This window comes from Streptomyces sp. JB150 (assembly GCF_011193355.1).
Classification (GTDB): Bacteria; Actinomycetota; Actinomycetes; order Streptomycetales; family Streptomycetaceae; genus Streptomyces.
Window position 1 is genome coordinate 6,316,949 of record NZ_CP049780.1, and the last position, 16,048, is coordinate 6,332,996.

The window sequence follows — 16,048 nt, forward strand, 5'->3', positions numbered from 1 at the left end:
CCTTGCGGTTATGGTCGCAGCGGCGCGACTGCCTTGACGTGGGCAAGGCTCGAAGAGCAAGGGGAAAAGCAAGGTGGCTGACGCTGCACAGGACGGCGCCCGCAGGGTGCTCGTCGCCGCGGACAAGTTCAAGGGCTCGCTGACCGCCGTACAGGTCGCCGAGCGGGTCACCGCCGGGCTGCGCCGGGTCGTACCGGACCTCGCTGTCGAGGCGATGCCCGTGGCCGACGGCGGCGACGGCACCGTGGCCGCGGCGGTCGCCGCAGGCTTCGAGCGCCGTGAGGTGCGGGTCGCGGGGCCGCTGGGCGACGAGGTGACCGCCGCGTTCGCGCTGCGCGGGGACACCGCGGTCGTGGAGATGGCGGAAGCCAGCGGGCTGCAGCGGCTGCCGGAGGGCGTCTTCGCCGCGCTGACCGCGTCCACGTACGGCTCGGGGGAGCTGCTGCGCGCCGCGCTGGACGCCGGGGCCCGCTCGATCGTCTTCGGCGTCGGCGGCAGCGCGACGACGGACGGCGGCGCGGGCATGCTGGCCGCGCTCGGGGCGCGGTTCCTCGACGCCGAGGGCGCGCCGGTGCCGTCCGGCGGCGGAGGCCTCGCCGCCCTCGCCTCGGCCGACCTGTCCGGCCTCGACCCGCGCCTCGCCGAGGTCGAGCTGGTCCTCGCATCCGACGTCGACAACCCGCTGACCGGCCCGAAGGGCGCCCCGGCGGTGTACGGCCCGCAGAAGGGCGCCTCGCCGGACGACGTGGCCGCCCTGGACGCGGCGCTCGCCCACTACGCGAAGGTGCTCGCCGGGACGCCCGGCGTCGGCGCGAAGGCCGCCGAGTACGCCGAGTCGCCGGGCGCGGGCGCGGCCGGCGGCATCGGGTACGGCGCGCTGCTGATCGGCGCCCGCTTCCGGCCCGGTATCGAGGTCATGCTGGACGTCCTCGGCTTCGCCCCGGCGCTGGAGCGGGCCGACCTGGTGATCACGGGCGAGGGCTCCCTGGACGAGCAGACCCTGCACGGCAAGGCCCCCGCGGGCGTCGCCGCGGCCGCCCGCGCGGCCGGCAAGGAGGTCGTCGCGGTCTGCGGACGGCTGGCGCTGGCGCCCGAGGCGCTGGGGCGGGCGGGGATCCGCCGCGCGTACCCCCTCACGGAGATCGAACCGGACGTGGCGAAGTGCATCGCCGACGCCGGACCGATCCTGGAGCGGGTGGCGGAGTCCATCGCGCGGGACTTCCTGAGCTGAGACCCGGGCGGGCGGCCAATCTGCGCCCTGCCTCTCCTCCTCGGGGGCTGCCGCCCCCGGACCCCCGCCTCGGCCCTGGACGGGCCTCGTCCTCAAGCGCCGGACGGGCTGCTCTTCCGCACCCTGCCCTGACAGCGCGCCCCGCCCCTCCGCACACGCGAAAGGCCCCGAACCATCAGGTTCGGGGCCTTTCGTCGTCGTAGGACCGCTACGGCAGCTGTGCCGCCCGCGCCTCGCGTCGGTTGTCGCGGAAGTTGTTCACCCGGCGGGCCGTGGCGAACAGGGGGATCACCGCGCCGAGGACCAGCTGGAGCGCGCAGCCGGTCTGGAGGAGCAGCTGGCCGCCGGGGGCGTCGAAGGCCCAGGCGGCGAGGAGACCCATCGCGGAGACGATCCAGGAGAGCATCGCGACCGCCAGCGGGCCGCGCGGCTTCGGGTACTCGACCCGGCTGACCATCAGCCACGCCGTGCCGAGGATCGCCAGCAGGGTCGCCACGAAGGGCAGCTCCAGCAGGACGATCGAGACCACCGTCAGCGCGCCGAAGGGGCTCGGCATGCCCTGGAAGGTGCCGTCCTTGACCGTGACGCAGCTGAATCTCGCGAGCCGGAGCACCACCGCCAGCAGCACGACGATCGCGCCGACCGCCGCCACCCGCTGGTGCGCGTCGTCCGCGACCATGCCGTAGACCAGGACGAAGTACGCCGGCGCCAGGCCGAAGCTGATCAGGTCCGAGAGGTTGTCCAGCTCCGCGCCCATCGGCGACGAGCGCAGCTTGCGCGCCACCAGGCCGTCGAACAGGTCGAAGACCGCCGCGCACAGCATCAGGATCACCGCCGTGGCGGCGCTGTGGCGGGCCATGCCGGTCTCTTGGCTCCCCGTGAGGTGCGGGATCAGGATGCCGGTGGTGGTGAAGTACACCGCCATGAAGCCGCACGTGGCGTTGCCGAGGGTGAGCGTGTCCGCTATCGACAGGCGGAGCGAGAGCGGCATCTCCTCCTCGTCGTCCTCGATGGCCTCGGGGACCCAGCCCGGCTGCGCCTCCGGATCAGTCACGGTCAATGCGAGTCACCCCAGCCACTGTCTTCTGGCCGACCTCCACCGCGACCTCCACGCCCTCCGGCAGGTACAGGTCGACCCGCGAGCCGAAGCGGATCAGGCCGATCCGCTCGCCCTGCTCCACCTTGGTGCCCTCGGGGACGTACGGCACGATCCGGCGGGCGACCGCGCCGGCGATCTGGATCATCTCGATGTCGCCCAGCTCGGTGTCGAAGTGCCACACGACCCGCTCGTTGTTCTCGCTCTCCTTGTTGAAAGCGGGAACGAAACCGCCCGGGATGTGCTCCACCGACGTCACCGTGCCCGCCAGGGGGGCGCGGTTGACGTGGACGTTGAGCGGGCTCATGAAGATCGCGACCCGGGTCCGGCCGTCCTTCCACGGCATGATGCTCTGCACCACACCGTCGGCGGGCGAGATGACCCGGCCCGTGGCGATCTCGCGCTCGGGGTCGCGGAAGAACCACAGCATCCCCGCCGCGAGCGCGGTGGCGGGAACGGCGACGGCCTTGGCGGCGCCGGAGCGGCGCGCCCGGGCCAGGCTGAGGGCTGCGGTGGCGACGGTCGGGAGAAGCCACGGCGATGCTCCGCGCGCGAGGCGTACGCCGACTCGGCTGTCGCGAGGTGCAGAGGTTTGGCTGTGGGGCATGAATGACCTTCGTAGCGGAATGATGCCGCGCTTCTGACGGGGGGACGGCGGCTTTCCCGCGATCGTAGCGGCTAACCGCCACAACTGGGTAAGTCAGGAAGCCGAGTCGGCGGCCGAAGAGTGCCTACGGGGTGTGATCTTCTTCTCGAAGAAAACACCCCGTCCCGGACATTCAGCCCTGGAATCGATACTCTTCGAGCAGCCTGCGCCCGATGATCATTTTCTGGATCTCGGCGGTACCTTCACCGATGAGCAGCATCGGTGCCTCGCGGTAGAGGCGCTCGATCTCGTACTCCTTGGAGAAGCCGTAGCCGCCGTGGATCCGGAAGGCGTCCTCGACGACCTCCTTGCAGTACTCGGAGGCGAGGTACTTCGCCATCCCTGCTTCGAGGTCGTTTCGCTCCCCGGAGTCCTTTTTGCGCGCTGCGTTCACCATCATGGCATGAGCGGCCTCGACCTTGGTAGCCATCTCGGCGAGCTTGAACTGGATCGCCTGGTGCTGGGCGATCGGCTTGCCGAAGGTGTGACGCTGCTGGGCGTACCGGACGCCCAGCTCGAACGCACGCTGAGCGACGCCGCAACCACGCGCCGCGACATTGACGCGGCCGACCTCGACGCCGTCCATCATCTGGTAAAAACCGCGTCCGGTGACCCCGCCGAGCACCCGGTCGGCGGGAATCCGCAGGCCATCCATGATGAGCTCGGTGGTGTCCACCCCCTTGTACCCCATCTTGTCGATCTTGCCCGGAATGGTCAGACCCGGGCGGACCTCACCGAAGCCGGGCTCCTTCTCGACGAGGAAGGTGGTCATCGACTTGTGGGGCGCGGTGCCCTCGGGGTGTCCTTTGTCACTTCGCACCAGAACGGCCACCAGCGAGGACGTGCCGCCGTTCGTCAGCCACATCTTCTGGCCCGTGAGGACGTACTCGTCGCCGTCCCTGACCGCCTTCGATGTGATCGCCGACACATCGGAGCCCAGCCCCGGCTCCGACATCGAGAAGGCGCCGCGGATGTCGCCGGCCGCCATGCGCGGCAGGAAGTGGTCCTTCTGCTCCTGCGTGCCGTGCTGCTTGAGCATGTACGCCACGATGAAGTGCGTGTTGATGATGCCGGAGACCGACATCCAGCCGCGGGCGATCTCCTCCACGCACAGCGCGTACGTCAGCAGCGACTCGCCCAGACCCCCGTACTCCTCGGGGATCATCAGACCGAACAGCCCCAGCTCCTTCAGGCCGTCCACGATCGCTTGCGGGTACTCGTCGCGGTGCTCCAGCTCCGTCGCGACGGGAATGATCTCCTTGTCCACGAACTCCCGGACCGTGGCGAGGATCTCCCGCTGGACGTCCGTGAGGCCGTGGGTCTGGGCGAGACGGGCCATGGTTACTTCTCCTGCTCCTTGAGCCGGGGGCGGCCCGGCTGCTCGCCGCCGCGCTCCTTGATGTACGTCTCGGTGGGCACCATCACCTTGCGGCGGAAGACGCAGACCAGCGTGCCGTCCTGCTTGTAGCCCTTGGTCTCGACGTAGACGATGCCGCGGTCGTTCTTCGACTTCGACGGCCACTTGTCGAGCACGGTCGTCTCGCCGTAGACCGTGTCGCCGTGGAAGGTCGGCGCCACGTGCTTCAGCGACTCGATCTCCAGGTTGGCGATCGCCTTGCCGGAGATGTCCGGCACGCTCATGCCGAGCAGCAGGGAGTAGATGTAGTTCCCGACGACGACGTTCTTGCCGAAGTCCGTCGTCCGCTCCGCGTAGTTCGCGTCCATGTGGAGCGGGTGGTGGTTCATGGTGAGGAGACAGAACAGGTGGTCGTCGTACTCCGTGACCGTCTTGCCCGGCCAGTGCTTGTACACCGCGCCGACCTCGAACTCCTCGTAGGTCCGTCCGAACTGCATGGCGCTCAGCCCTCCGGGATCTCGAACGTGCTGGTGCGCCGCATCCCGGCGGCGCGGCCCTTGCCCGCGATGACCAGGGCCATCTTGCGGCTGGCCTCGTCGATCATCTCGTCGCCGAGCATCGCCGAGCCCTTCTTGCCGCCCGCCTCGGACGTGTAGTAGTCGTACGCGTCGAGGATCAGCTCGGCGTGGTCGTAGTCCTCCTGGGAGGGCGAGAAGACCTCGTTGGCGGCGTCCACCTGGCCCGGGTGCAGCACCCACTTGCCGTCGAAGCCGAGCGCGGCGGCGCGGCCGGCGACCTCGCGGAAGCCGTCGACGTTGCGGATCTGCAGGTAGGGGCCGTCGATCGCCTGCAGATCGTTGGCGCGGGCCGCCATCAGGATCTTCATCAGGATGTAGTGGTAGGCGTCCGCCGGGTAGCCGGGCGGCTGCTCGCCCACGACCAGCGACTTCATGTTGATCGACGCCATGAAGTCGGCCGGGCCGAAGATGATCGTCTCGATGCGCGGGGAGGCCTGCGCGATCTCGTTGACGTTGTTCAGGCCCTGCGCGTTCTCGATCTGCGCCTCGATGCCGATCCGGCCGACCTCGAAGCCCATGGTCTTCTCGATCTGGGTGAGGAGGAGGTCCAGCGCGACGACCTGCTGGGCGTTCTGGACCTTGGGCAGCATGATGCAGTCCAGGTTCGGGCCGGCGCCCTCGACGACCGTGACGACGTCGCGGTACGTCCACTCGGTCGTCCAGTCGTTGACGCGGACCACGCGCGTCTTGCCGGTCCAGTCACCCTCGTTGAGGAACTTCACGATGGTGTGCCGCGCCTCGGGCTTGGCGAGCGGCGCGCACGCGTCCTCCAGGTCCAGGAAGACCTGGTCCGCCGGGAGGCCCTGCGCCTTCTCCAAGAAGCGCGGGTTCGAGCCCGGTACGGCCAGGCAGGAGCGCCGCGGGCGAAGGCGGTTGACGGTGGTCATGCGGGGACCTCCAGGGGGTCGAGCTTGTTCGCTTTCCGGATCTCGTCGACGATGCGGCCGATGATTCCGGTGATGTCGAAGTCCTTCGGGGTGAAGACCGCGGCCACTCCGGCGGCGCGCAGCTGTTCGGCGTCACCGTTCGGGATGATGCCACCTGCGATCACCGGGATATCTGTGGCACCGGCCACACGCAGCCGGTCGAGCACGTCCGGCACCAGCTGCGCGTGCGAGCCGGAGAGGATGGACAGGCCGACCGCGTGCACGTCCTCCGCGAGGGCGGCGTCCACGATCTGCTCCGGGGTGAGCCGGATGCCCTGGTAGACCACCTCGAAGCCGGCGTCGCGGGCCCGCACGGCGATCTGCTCGGCGCCGTTGGAGTGCCCGTCCAGGCCCGGCTTGCCGACCAGGAAGCGCAGCTTGCCGACACCCATCTCGCGGGCGGTCAGCTCCACCTTGCGGCGCACCCCGGCCAGCTGGGAGCCCTCCTCGGCGGGCACGGCCACCGGGGCCGACGAGACGCCCGTGGGCGCCCGGAACTCGCCGAACACCTCGCGCAGGGCCCCGGCCCACTCGCCGGTCGTGACCCCGGCGCGGGCGCACTCCAGGGTGGCCTCCATCAGGTTCTCGGTGCCGCGCGCGGCCTCCTTCAGCCGCTCCAGCGCCTTGCAGGGGCGCGGGTGGTTGAAGGGCGGCTGGTAGCGGGTGTCGCGCCAGTGCCGCAGCGACTCGACGACGCGGGCCTCGACGGCCGGGTCGACCGTCTGGATCGCCGTGTCCAGGTCGGCGGTCAGCGGGTTGGGCTCGGTCGACTCGAAGATGTTGACCCCGACGATCTTCTCCTGGCCGGACTCGATCCGCGCCCGGCGCTCGGCGTGCGAGGCGACCAGCTGCGACTTGAGGTAGCCGGACTCGACGGCCGCCATCGCGCCGCCCATCTCCTGGATGCGGTCGATCTCCGCGAGCGAGGCCTCGACCAGCTCGGCGACCTTCGCCTCGATCACCTTCGAGCCCTCGAAGATGTCGTCGTACTCCAGCAGGTCGCTCTCGTAGGCGAGCACCTGCTGGATGCGCAGCGACCACTGCTGGTCCCAGGGGCGGGGCAGGCCGAGGGCCTCGTTCCAGGCCGGGAGCTGGACGGCGCGGGCGCGGGCGTCCTTGGACAGCGTCACGGCCAGCATCTCCAGCACGATTCGCTGGACGTTGTTCTCCGGCTGCGCCTCGGTCAGGCCGAGGGAGTTCACCTGGACGCCGTAGCGGAAGCGGCGCTGCTTGGGGTTCTCGATGCCGTACCGCTCACGCGTGATCGTGTCCCAGATGCGGCCGAACGCCCGCATCTTGCACATCTCCTCGACGAAGCGGACACCCGCGTTGACGAAGAAGGAGATGCGGGCGACGACGTCGCCCATGCGCTCCCGCGGCACCTGCCCGGAGTCGCGCACGGCGTCCAGGACGGCGATCGCGGTGGACATCGCGTACGCGATCTCCTGCACCGGTGTGGCCCCGGCCTCCTGCAGGTGGTAGCTGCAGATGTTGATCGGGTTCCACTTCGGGATGTGGGAGACCGTGTACGCGATCATGTCCGTCGTCAGCCGGAGCGACGGGCCCGGCGGGAAGACGTGGGTGCCGCGGGACAGGTACTCCTTGACGATGTCGTTCTGGGTCGTCCCCTGGAGCCTGGTGATGTCCGCGCCCTGCTCCTCGGCGACGACCTGGTAGAGCGCCAGCAGCCACATGGCGGTGGCGTTGATCGTCATCGAGGTGTTCATCTGCTCCAGGGGGATGTCCTGGAACAGCCGGCGCATGTCACCGAGGTGCGCGACGGGCACCCCGACCCGGCCGACCTCGCCGCGGGCGAGGACGTGGTCCGGGTCGTAGCCGGTCTGGGTCGGCAGGTCGAACGCCACCGACAGACCCGTCTGGCCCTTGGCGAGGTTGCGCCGGTACAGCTCGTTGGACGCCTCGGCCGTGGAGTGACCGGCGTAGGTGCGCATGAGCCACGGCCGGTCCTTCTCCCGCCTGCCGTCGGCGGGCTGACGCTCAGTCATCTATGACCCCGGGTGTCCTCAGATGTTGCGGAAGCGGTTGATGGCGTCGATGTGCCGGGCGCGCATCTCCTCGTCGCGGACGCCCAGGCCCTCCTCGGGCGCCAGGCACAGCACGCCGACCTTGCCCTGGTGCAGGTTGCGGTGGACGTCGTAGGCGGCCTGGCCGGTGTCCTCGAGGCGGTACGTCTTCGACAGCGTGGGGTGGATCTTGCCCTTGGCGATGAGGCGGTTGGCCTCGTACGCCTCGCGGTAGTTGGCGAAGTGCGAGCCGATGATCCGCTTCAGCGACATCCACAGGTAGCGGTTGTCGTACTCGTGCATGTAGCCCGAGGTCGAGGCGCAGGTGGTGATGGTGCCGCCCTTGCGGGTGACGTAGACGGACGCGCCGAAGGTCTCGCGGCCGGGGTGCTCGAAGACGATGTCGATGTCCTCGCCGCCGGTGAGTTCGCGGATGCGCTTGCCGAAGCGCTTCCACTCCTTGGGGTCCTGGGTGTGCTCGTCCTTCCAGAACCTGTAGCCCTCGGCGTTGCGGTCGATGACGTGCTCGGCGCCCATCTTCCGGCAGATCTCGGCCTTCTCCGGCGAGGAGACGACACAGATCGGGGTGGCGCCGCCGGCCAGGGCGAACTGGGTGGCGTAGGAGCCGAGACCGCCGCTCGCGCCCCAGATCAGGACGTTGTCGCCCTGCTTCATGGCGGCGCCGTTGCGGGAGACGAGCTGCCGGTAGGCGGTGGAGTTGACCAGGCCGGGGGCGGCGGCCTCCTCCCAGGTGAGGTGCTTCGGCTTCGGCATGAGCTGGTTGGTCTTCACCAGCGCGATCTCGGCGAGGCCGCCGAAGTTGGTCTCGAAGCCCCAGATGCGCTGCTCGGGGTCGAGCATGGTGTCGTCGTGGCCGTCGGGGGACTCCAGCTCGACGCTCAGACAGTGCGCGACGACCTCGTCGCCGGGCTTCCAGGCGTTGACGCCGGGACCGGTGCGCAGGACGACGCCCGCGAGGTCCGAGCCGATGATGTGGTACGGCAGGTCGTGCCGCTTGGTCAGCGGGGACAGCTTGCCGTAGCGCTCCAGGAAGGCGAACGTGGACACCGGCTCGAAGATCGAGGTCCACACCGAGTTGTAGTTGACCGAGGAGGCCATGACGGCCACCAGGGCCTCGCCCGGGCCGAGTTCCGGAACCGGCACCTCGTCCAGGTGGATGGACTTGCGCGGGTCCTTGTCGCGGGTCTGCAGGCCCGCGAACATCTCGACCTCGTCCTTGTGGACGGTGATCGCGCGGTACGACTCGGGGAGCGGCAGGTTGGCGAAGTCGGCCGAGCCGGCCTCGCGGGACTGGATCGCGTCCAGGATGTCCTTCACGGTCACGGTGTTGCCTCCGGCGATGAGCGCCCTCGAGGGAAGGGCGCTGAGGGTTACGTCGGTGCTGCTGAGGGGTGAGGGTTTTCGGGGTGCCGTCGGTTCGGCGGGTGGTGCTTCGGCAGCGCGTTGTGGCGCGGGAGGGTGCCTGTGACGCAGGCGTCCGGGCGCGCGGGCCATGGGCTCGCGGGGACAGTCGCCGCACAGTGATCGGGTGCGCCGGCCGCCCGGACACCCTCAACGTATGGCACGCCGTGTCAGGTGACAAGGCACTGGGTGCCAGAAGTTGCTCTCAGATGAATTCTTTACCCGACAGATGAGCGATGATCGATCGAAGGGGGTCTTCGAGAGGGGGGAAAAGGGGCTCTGACATGCCAAAACGGCCACCCCGTGGGGTGGCCGTCATCACATCGTGCGCGCGGGCCGGCGCGGCGGTCAGCGCTCCTTCAGCGCCTCCTCGATGGTCCGCATGACCTCGTCCAGCGGCGCGTCGGTGCGCGCCACGGTCACCAGGACCTCGCCGTGCGCGGAGGCCGTCGCCGCGGGCGGCCGCGGGGCCGTGGTGCGGCCCGCCATGATCCCGGTGCCGAAGGTCTTGCGGACGATCGCGAAGGCGTGGTCGAGCTGGGCCTCCACGTCGCCCTGGCCGCCCGCCCTCAGCCAGCGCCGCAGAACGTGGTTGTGCGCGGTGACCACGGCGGACGCGGCGACCTCCGCCAGCAGCGGATCGTCGTTGGCGTCGTCGTCGTGCGCGTGCTCGTCGAAGTGGCCGAGGAGATAGCGGGTGAACAGGCGCTCGTAGCGGGCCACCGACGCGATCTCCGCCTCGCGCAGGGTGGGCACCTCGCGCGTCAGCTTGTAGCGGGCGACCGAGATCTCCGGCCGGGCCGCGTACATCTTCATCACTTCCTTGATCCCGCGGCACACCGTGTCGAGCGGGTGCTCGTGCGCGGGCGCGGCCTTCAGCACCGCCTCGGCGCGGATCAGAGTGTCGTCGTGGTCCGGGAAGATCGCCTCTTCCTTGGACCGGAAGTGCCGGAAGAAGGTGCGGCGGGCGACCCCGGCCGCGGCCGCGATCTCGTCGACGGTGGTCGCCTCGTACCCCTTGGTCGCGAACAGTTCCATCGCCGCGGCCGCCAGTTCTCGGCGCATTTTCAGCCGCTGGGCGGCGGCGCGACTGCCTGCGGCACTTTCCGGCGCGTCGAGCGTGGCTGGTGTACGGGAGGACTTGGCGGGCTGGGACATGACCCGAACGTACTGCATGTGCGGAGCCTTCTGCGCAGGTCCGGGGTTTCCCCCGCCCGCGGAGGGCGGGGGAGTCCGAGCCGGCGGGGGCGGGGCGAGCCGCTCGGGACCGAGCAGCCCGCCCCAGTCCGCACCCGCCTGGAACCGGTCGCCGGACCGCTCAGCGCCGGGCATGTTCGCGGAAGCCGCGGCCCGTCTTGCGGCCGAGGCAGCCCGCGGCCACCAGGTGCTCCAGGAGCGGCGCGGGGGCCAGGCCGGGCTCGCGGAACTCCCGGTGCAGGACCCGCTCGATGGCCAGCGAGACATCCAGTCCGACCACGTCCAGCAGCTCGAACGGGCCCATCGGGTAGCCGCCGCCCAGCTTCATCGCGGCGTCGATGTCGTCCAGCGAGGCGTAGTGGTCCTGGACCATCTTGATCGCGTTGTTCAGGTACGGGAACAGCAGCGCGTTCACGATGAACCCGGCCCGGTCCCCGCAGTCCACCGCGTGCTTGCGGATCCTGACGCACACCTCGCGGACCGTGGCGTGCACGTCGTCCGCGGTCAGCACCGTGCGGACCACCTCGACCAGCTTCATCGCCGGAGCGGGGTTGAAGAAGTGCATCCCGATCACGTCCTGCGGGCGCGAGGTGGCGCGGGCGCAGGCGACGACGGGCAGCGACGAGGTGGTGGTGGCCAGGATCGCGCCCGGCTTGCACACCTTGTCCAGCGCGGCGAACAGCTGCCGCTTGACCTCCAGGTCCTCGGCGACCGCCTCGACGGCCAGGTCGACGTCGGCGAAGGCGTCGTAGGAGCCCGCCGGGACGATCCGCTCCAGGGCGGCGGCGGCCGCCGCCGCGGTCATCCGGCCCTTGTCCACCGAGCGGGCCAGCGACTTCCCGATCCGGGCCTTGGCGGCCGCGGCCTTCTCCTCGCTGCGCGCGGCGAGCACGACCTCGTGGCCCGCCTTGGCGAACACCTCGGCGATCCCGGACGCCATGGTCCCGGAGCCCGCCACGCCGACCGAGCGGACCGGACGGCCGGGGACCGCCGGACCGCCCTCCAGCGGTGTCAGCGCGTCCCGCACGACGGCGGCGCTGCCCGGCGCCTCGTAGGTGTAGAAGCCGCGGCCCGCCTTGCGGCCGGTCAGGCCCGCCTCGCTGAGCTGCCGCAGGATCGGCGCGGGGGCGTGCAGCCGGTCCTGCGACTCGGCGTACATCGCCTCCAGGACCGTGCGGGCGGTGTCGATGCCGATCAGGTCCAGCAGCTCCAGCGGGCCCATGGGCAGCCCGCAGCCCAGCTTCATCGCGGCGTCGATGTCCTCACGGGAGGCGTACTTCGCCTCGTACATCGCGGCGGCCTGGTTGAGGTAGCCGAACAGCAGGCCGTCGGCGAGGAAACCGGGCCGGTCGCCGACCGCGACGGGCTCCTTGCCGAGGTCCAGGGCGAGATCGGTCACCGCGGTGACGGCCGCCGGCGCGGTCAGCACCGAGGAGACCACCTCGACCAGCCTCATGGCCGGGGCCGGGTTGAAGAAGTGCAGGCCGACCACGCGCTCCGGGCGGGCCGTCTCGGCGGCCAGCCGGGTCACCGACAGCGCGTTGGTGCCGGTGGCGAGGATCGTTTCGGGCCGCACGACGGCGTCCAGCTCACGGAAGATCTGCTGCTTGATCTCGTACGACTCCGGCGCCACCTCGATGACCAGGTCGGCGGCGGCCGCGGCCCGCAGGTCGGTGGAGGTGCGGATCCGGGCGAGGGCGTCCGCGCGCTCCTGCCCGGTGAGCTTCCCGCGGTCGACCGCGCGGGCGGTGGAGGCCTCCAGGGCGGCGACACAGCGCGCCGCCTGGGCCTCGCTGATGTCGATGCCGACGACCGTGCGGCCGGCCCTGGCGAGCACCTCGGCGATACCGGTGCCCATGGTGCCGAGGCCGACCACGGCGACGGTCTGGAGCGGGGACAGGGAACTGTCGGACAGGGGAGCGGCCATCGCGGGACTCCAGGAATGAGGGTGACGACGGGAGGCACGCGCCCGGGTGCGCCGGAACGGCGCACACCGGGTGCGTGAAAGAGGTGCTCGATGCGGGTGGTGCCGGGCTGCGAGCGCACACGCCCGGTGCCGGTCGCCGCGGACGCGCACACGTCCGCGCTACGGCGGTGAACCGACCGGCCCTGTCCCGTGGCCGAGTCGTACCGAGGTACGTACCGAAAGACGTACCGAACCGACTTGCCCCACTGCCCTGAGGGCGTGGGAAGTGCTCCCGCTCGCGGCGGCCGCGTCACCAGACCGTCACGAGAGGATGCGAGTGGGTAACTCGCTCGTCTGAGCTTAACCGGCGGGTAACGAGCGCGCCAGTCCCTCGTCCTTGTGACATGGATCCCTCATCGGCTCCCCCGCCCGCCCGATCGCCCCTACCCTCGCCTCATGGATGTCCGCGACGAAGCGTCACGCACGCTCACCGAACGCTTACGGCAGGAGTCCGGAGCCTCGCCGGCGTACGAGCATCTGCTGGCGACCGAGGACCGCGACGAACTCGCGGAGGTGCTGACCGCCCCCGGACAGCCCCTGTGGGCCCGCGAACTGGCCGCCTTCCGGCTGGGCGTGGCCGGGGACCGCCGCGCCTTCGAGGCCCTGGTCCTGCTCCTCAACCACCGCGACCCGCCCCGCTGCGCCGCCGCCGCCCACGCGCTCGCCCGGCTCGCCGACCCCCGCACCGCCCGCGCGGCGGCCGCCCTCGCCACCAACGAACTCCGCGTGGCCTACGCCCTGCACCCCGTCCGCCTCCTGGTCGAGCTGCGGGCACCGGAATCCGTGCCCGCGCTCATCACCACGCTGCAGCGCCGGCTGCGCCCGCACGACCCCTACCGCCGGGTCGCCCTCGCCTGCGTCGAGGGCCTGGGCACCCTCGCCGACCCGCGGGCCCGGCCCGTCCTCAACGAGGCCCTGGCCCACCCGCCCCTGGCCGAGGCCGCGGTGCGCGCCCTGGCCCGGATCCCCCGGCAGCGATGACCCGCCCCTGGCCCGCCCGTCACACCGTCAGCCGGCGGACGTACCGCACCTCCGGCACCGCCACGCCGTCCGCCTCGAACGGCTCCTGCGCGCCGTCCGCCCGGAACCCGGCCCGCTCGTAGAACCGGCGGGCGGCGGCGTTCCCCTCGAGCACCCACAGGAACACGCGCGGATGCCCCGCGGCCGCGCAGGCGCGCACCGACGTGCCGAGGAGCGCGCGGCCGATGCCGAGGCCGCGCAGCGCGGGGTCCACGTAGAGCGCGTACAGCTCGGCGTCCGCCGTGCGGCGCTCACCGTCGCGATACGGCCCGTGGCATCCCCAGCCGACGACCCGGCCGTCCCGCTCGGCGACCAGTTCGAGCCCCGAGCCGGCCTCCCGGGCGAGGCGGGTGAGGCGCGCCACGGCGTCGCAGTCGGCGGGCCGCATCTCCCGGACGAGGACGTCCGTCACTCCGCGACCACGGCGAAGGCCTCGACCTCCATCAGGAACTCGGGCCTCACCAGCGCGGCCACCTGGACGGCGGAGGCGGCCGGCAGGCGGTCGTCGGGTATGTGCTCGGCGCGGGCCGCGCGGATCGCGGGCAGGTGGGCCATGTCCGTGACGAAGTAGGTCAGTTTGACGACGTCGTCGAAGGTCGCCCCGGCGGCGGCCAGGCACCGCCGGAGGTTTTCGAACACCTGGCGGGCCTGGGCGGCCGGGTCGCCCTCGCCGACGAGGCCGCCGTCCTCGTCCAGCGCGAGCTGGCCCGAGATCGCCACGAAGCGGCCGGTGCCCATGACGACGTGGGAGTACTGCGCGGCGGGGGCGACGCCGTCGGGGGCGGGGATCCTGGTCGGTTCAGTCATGCACCCATGGTGGACCACGGGTCTGACACCGCCCCCGACGGGCTGTCAGTGCACGCGTCCCGCACCGGACGTACGCGCGTCACGTGCGGCTGTTGTGCGGGCCGCCTGAAGTCCCTGAGGGACCCTCAGGGACTCTCAGGGCCGGAAGCCGATCAGGCGGTGCAGGGCCGCCCCCGGCGACGCCATGGCCCGCTCCGCGGGCAGCGGCTCCGGCTCCGGCAGCGCCGCGCACACCGCGTCCGCCCCGCCGTCACCGACCCCATCGTCGCCGTCGCCGTCGCGGTCGCGGTCGCCGCGCGGGACCGTGCCGTCGGTCAGATACGCCACCAGATGCCGGTCCAGGCACGCGTTGCCGCTCAGCGTGATGCCGTGGTTCCCGCCGCCGTCCTCGACCACCAGACGGGAGCCGCGCAGCAGCCGGTGGAGCCTGGCGCCGCCCCGGTACGGGGTGGCCGCGTCCCCGGTCGCCTGGAACAGCAGCACCGGGGGCAGCCGGTCGTTGGCCACGCGCACCGGCCGCTCCGCGCCGACCGGCCAGAACGCGCACGGCGCGTTGTACCAGGCGTTGTTCCAGGTCATGAACGGCGCCACGGCGTGCACCGCCCAGTTGTCCGCGCGCCACCGACGCCAGTCGCGCGGCCAGCGGGCGTCCCGGCACTGCACGGAGACGTAGACGCTGTAGGTGTTCTCGCCGGCGGCGTCCACCGCGCCGAACTCCTCGTACGCCTCGACCAGGGGTTCGGTGTCCTGGTCGTTGACGTACGCCGCGAAGGCCTCGGCGAGGAACGGCCAGTAGCCGTGGTGATAGCCGCCGGGCAGGAAGGTGTCCTCCAGCTCGGCGGCCCCGACGGTGCCGCCCGCGGGCTTGCTCGCCAGCGCCGCCCGCATCGCGTACCAGGCTTCCTCCACCGTCTCGGGGTCCGTGCCGAGCCGGTACGTCCGGTCGTGCCGGGCCACCCAGGCCAGGAACGCGCGGTGGCGGTCGTTGAAGCCGCGGTCCTGGGCGAGGTTGTTCTCGTACCAGACCCCGGTCGGGTCGACGACCGAGTCGAGGACCGCGCGGCGCACCCGCTGCGGGTACAGCCGGGCGTAGACCGCGCCGAGGTAGGTGCCGTACGAGTAGCCGAAGTAGGAGATCCGCTCGGCGCCCAGCGCCCGGCGGATGCGGTCGACGTCCCGCGCGGCGGCGACGGTGTGCAGGTGCGGCAGCACGTCCGCGTACTTGCTGCCGCAGGCCTGCGCGAAGGACCTGGCGCGCGTGAGGCCCGCGGCCTCGACGGCGGGCGTGCCCGGTACGGAGTCCGGCCGCACCGGGGCGAAGTGGCCGGGCGCGCAGTTCAGGGCGGGCTCGCTCCGGCCCACGCCGCGCGGGTCGAAGCCGATCACGTCGTACTGCGCGGCGACCGCCTCGGGCAGCGCGGAGGCGACGAATCCGGCGAGGGTGAGACCGCTGCCGCCGGGGCCGCCGGGATTGACCAGCAGCGGTCCCTGGTACGTCTCGGCGGTGTGCGGCACGCGGGACAGCGCCAGCGTGATCTGCCGCCCGTCCGGGTCCGCGTGGTCCAGCGGCACCTTCAGGGACGCGCACTCGAGGGTCGGGTAGGCGGCGGTGGCGCACTTCGTCCAGGCGAGCGGCGCGGCCGGGGCGGGGACGGGGCGGGGGGTGCCCGCCCGGGCGGGGGCGGCCGTGAGTGTTCCGGCCGCGACGACGGCTGCACCGCACAGCACGGCCGCGCGCCGGGTCAACGAGTCCATGGAGTCCTCCCGGGACGGAGGTT

Annotated in this window: 14 protein-coding genes; 2 read left to right on the forward strand and 12 right to left on the reverse strand. The window is 71.6% G+C overall.

Annotated features, from left to right (window positions below):
• Positions 1 to 73 precede the first annotated feature (73 nt).
• Positions 74 to 1,231, forward strand: a complete 1,158-nt coding sequence (locus G7Z13_RS28815) for a glycerate kinase (protein WP_166003130.1) — start codon at positions 74 to 76, stop codon at positions 1,229 to 1,231.
• Between the two features lie 208 nt (positions 1,232 to 1,439).
• On the opposite strand, the gene pssA is transcribed toward G7Z13_RS28815, so the two are convergent.
• The 9 genes from pssA to G7Z13_RS28860 all read right to left on the reverse strand — a co-directional run bounded on the left by pssA (position 1,440) and on the right by G7Z13_RS28860 (position 12,404).
• Positions 1,440 to 2,291 carry a CDP-diacylglycerol--serine O-phosphatidyltransferase gene (pssA, locus tag G7Z13_RS28820; RefSeq protein WP_166003131.1) on the reverse strand — a complete coding sequence of 284 codons (852 nt, stop codon included), beginning with the start codon at positions 2,289 to 2,291 and terminating at the stop codon, positions 1,440 to 1,442.
• The gene (locus G7Z13_RS28825) at positions 2,278 to 2,934 is read right to left on the reverse strand and encodes a phosphatidylserine decarboxylase (RefSeq protein WP_166003132.1); all 657 of its coding nucleotides are present in this window, start codon (positions 2,932 to 2,934) and stop codon (positions 2,278 to 2,280) included. Before G7Z13_RS28825 ends, pssA begins: the two co-directional genes overlap by 14 nt.
• Before the next feature lie 172 nt (positions 2,935 to 3,106).
• Positions 3,107 to 4,312, reverse strand: coding sequence for an acyl-CoA dehydrogenase family protein (locus tag G7Z13_RS28830; protein ID WP_166003133.1), 1,206 nt, complete (start codon positions 4,310 to 4,312; stop codon positions 3,107 to 3,109).
• A gap of 2 nt (positions 4,313 to 4,314) precedes the next feature.
• The gene (locus G7Z13_RS28835; RefSeq protein WP_166003134.1) at positions 4,315 to 4,827 is read right to left on the reverse strand and encodes a MaoC family dehydratase; all 513 of its coding nucleotides are present in this window, start codon (positions 4,825 to 4,827) and stop codon (positions 4,315 to 4,317) included.
• Between the two features lie 5 nt (positions 4,828 to 4,832).
• Positions 4,833 to 5,795 carry a CoA ester lyase gene (locus G7Z13_RS28840; RefSeq protein ID WP_166003135.1) on the reverse strand — a complete coding sequence of 321 codons (963 nt, stop codon included), beginning with the start codon at positions 5,793 to 5,795 and terminating at the stop codon, positions 4,833 to 4,835.
• A complete protein-coding gene (locus tag G7Z13_RS28845; protein ID WP_166003136.1) occupies positions 5,792 to 7,840 on the reverse strand; it encodes a protein meaA in 2,049 nt (682 codons plus the stop codon). The genes G7Z13_RS28840 and G7Z13_RS28845 overlap by 4 nt, the downstream gene beginning before the upstream one ends.
• An 18-nt stretch (positions 7,841 to 7,858) precedes the next feature.
• Entirely contained in the window at positions 7,859 to 9,196 is a 1,338-nt protein-coding gene (ccrA, locus tag G7Z13_RS28850; RefSeq protein ID WP_206313240.1) for a crotonyl-CoA carboxylase/reductase, read from the reverse strand.
• A gap of 432 nt (positions 9,197 to 9,628) precedes the next feature.
• On the reverse strand, positions 9,629 to 10,438 hold the full coding sequence (locus G7Z13_RS28855) for a TetR family transcriptional regulator (protein ID WP_206313159.1): 810 nt from the start codon (positions 10,436 to 10,438) through the stop codon (positions 9,629 to 9,631).
• A 160-nt stretch (positions 10,439 to 10,598) separates the two neighbouring features.
• On the reverse strand, positions 10,599 to 12,404 hold the full coding sequence (locus tag G7Z13_RS28860; RefSeq protein WP_166003139.1) for a 3-hydroxyacyl-CoA dehydrogenase: 1,806 nt from the start codon (positions 12,402 to 12,404) through the stop codon (positions 10,599 to 10,601).
• Positions 12,405 to 12,839: 435 nt separating this feature from the next.
• Between G7Z13_RS28860 and G7Z13_RS28865 the strand changes: the two genes are divergently transcribed.
• Complete coding sequence (locus G7Z13_RS28865; protein ID WP_166003140.1) at positions 12,840 to 13,424, forward strand: adenylosuccinate lyase; 585 nt, start codon at positions 12,840 to 12,842, stop codon at positions 13,422 to 13,424.
• A gap of 19 nt (positions 13,425 to 13,443) precedes the next feature.
• Here G7Z13_RS28865 and G7Z13_RS28870 read toward each other — a convergent pair whose 3' ends face one another.
• The 3 genes from G7Z13_RS28870 to G7Z13_RS28880 all read right to left on the reverse strand — a co-directional run bounded on the left by G7Z13_RS28870 (position 13,444) and on the right by G7Z13_RS28880 (position 16,016).
• Positions 13,444 to 13,851, reverse strand: a complete 408-nt coding sequence (locus G7Z13_RS28870) for a GNAT family N-acetyltransferase (protein WP_166005389.1) — start codon at positions 13,849 to 13,851, stop codon at positions 13,444 to 13,446.
• A 20-nt stretch (positions 13,852 to 13,871) separates the two neighbouring features.
• Entirely contained in the window at positions 13,872 to 14,270 is a 399-nt protein-coding gene (locus G7Z13_RS28875; protein ID WP_166003141.1) for a RidA family protein, read from the reverse strand.
• A 135-nt stretch (positions 14,271 to 14,405) separates the two neighbouring features.
• Positions 14,406 to 16,016, reverse strand: a complete 1,611-nt coding sequence (locus G7Z13_RS28880) for an alpha/beta hydrolase (protein ID WP_166005391.1) — start codon at positions 16,014 to 16,016, stop codon at positions 14,406 to 14,408.
• Positions 16,017 to 16,048: the final 32 nt, after the last annotated feature.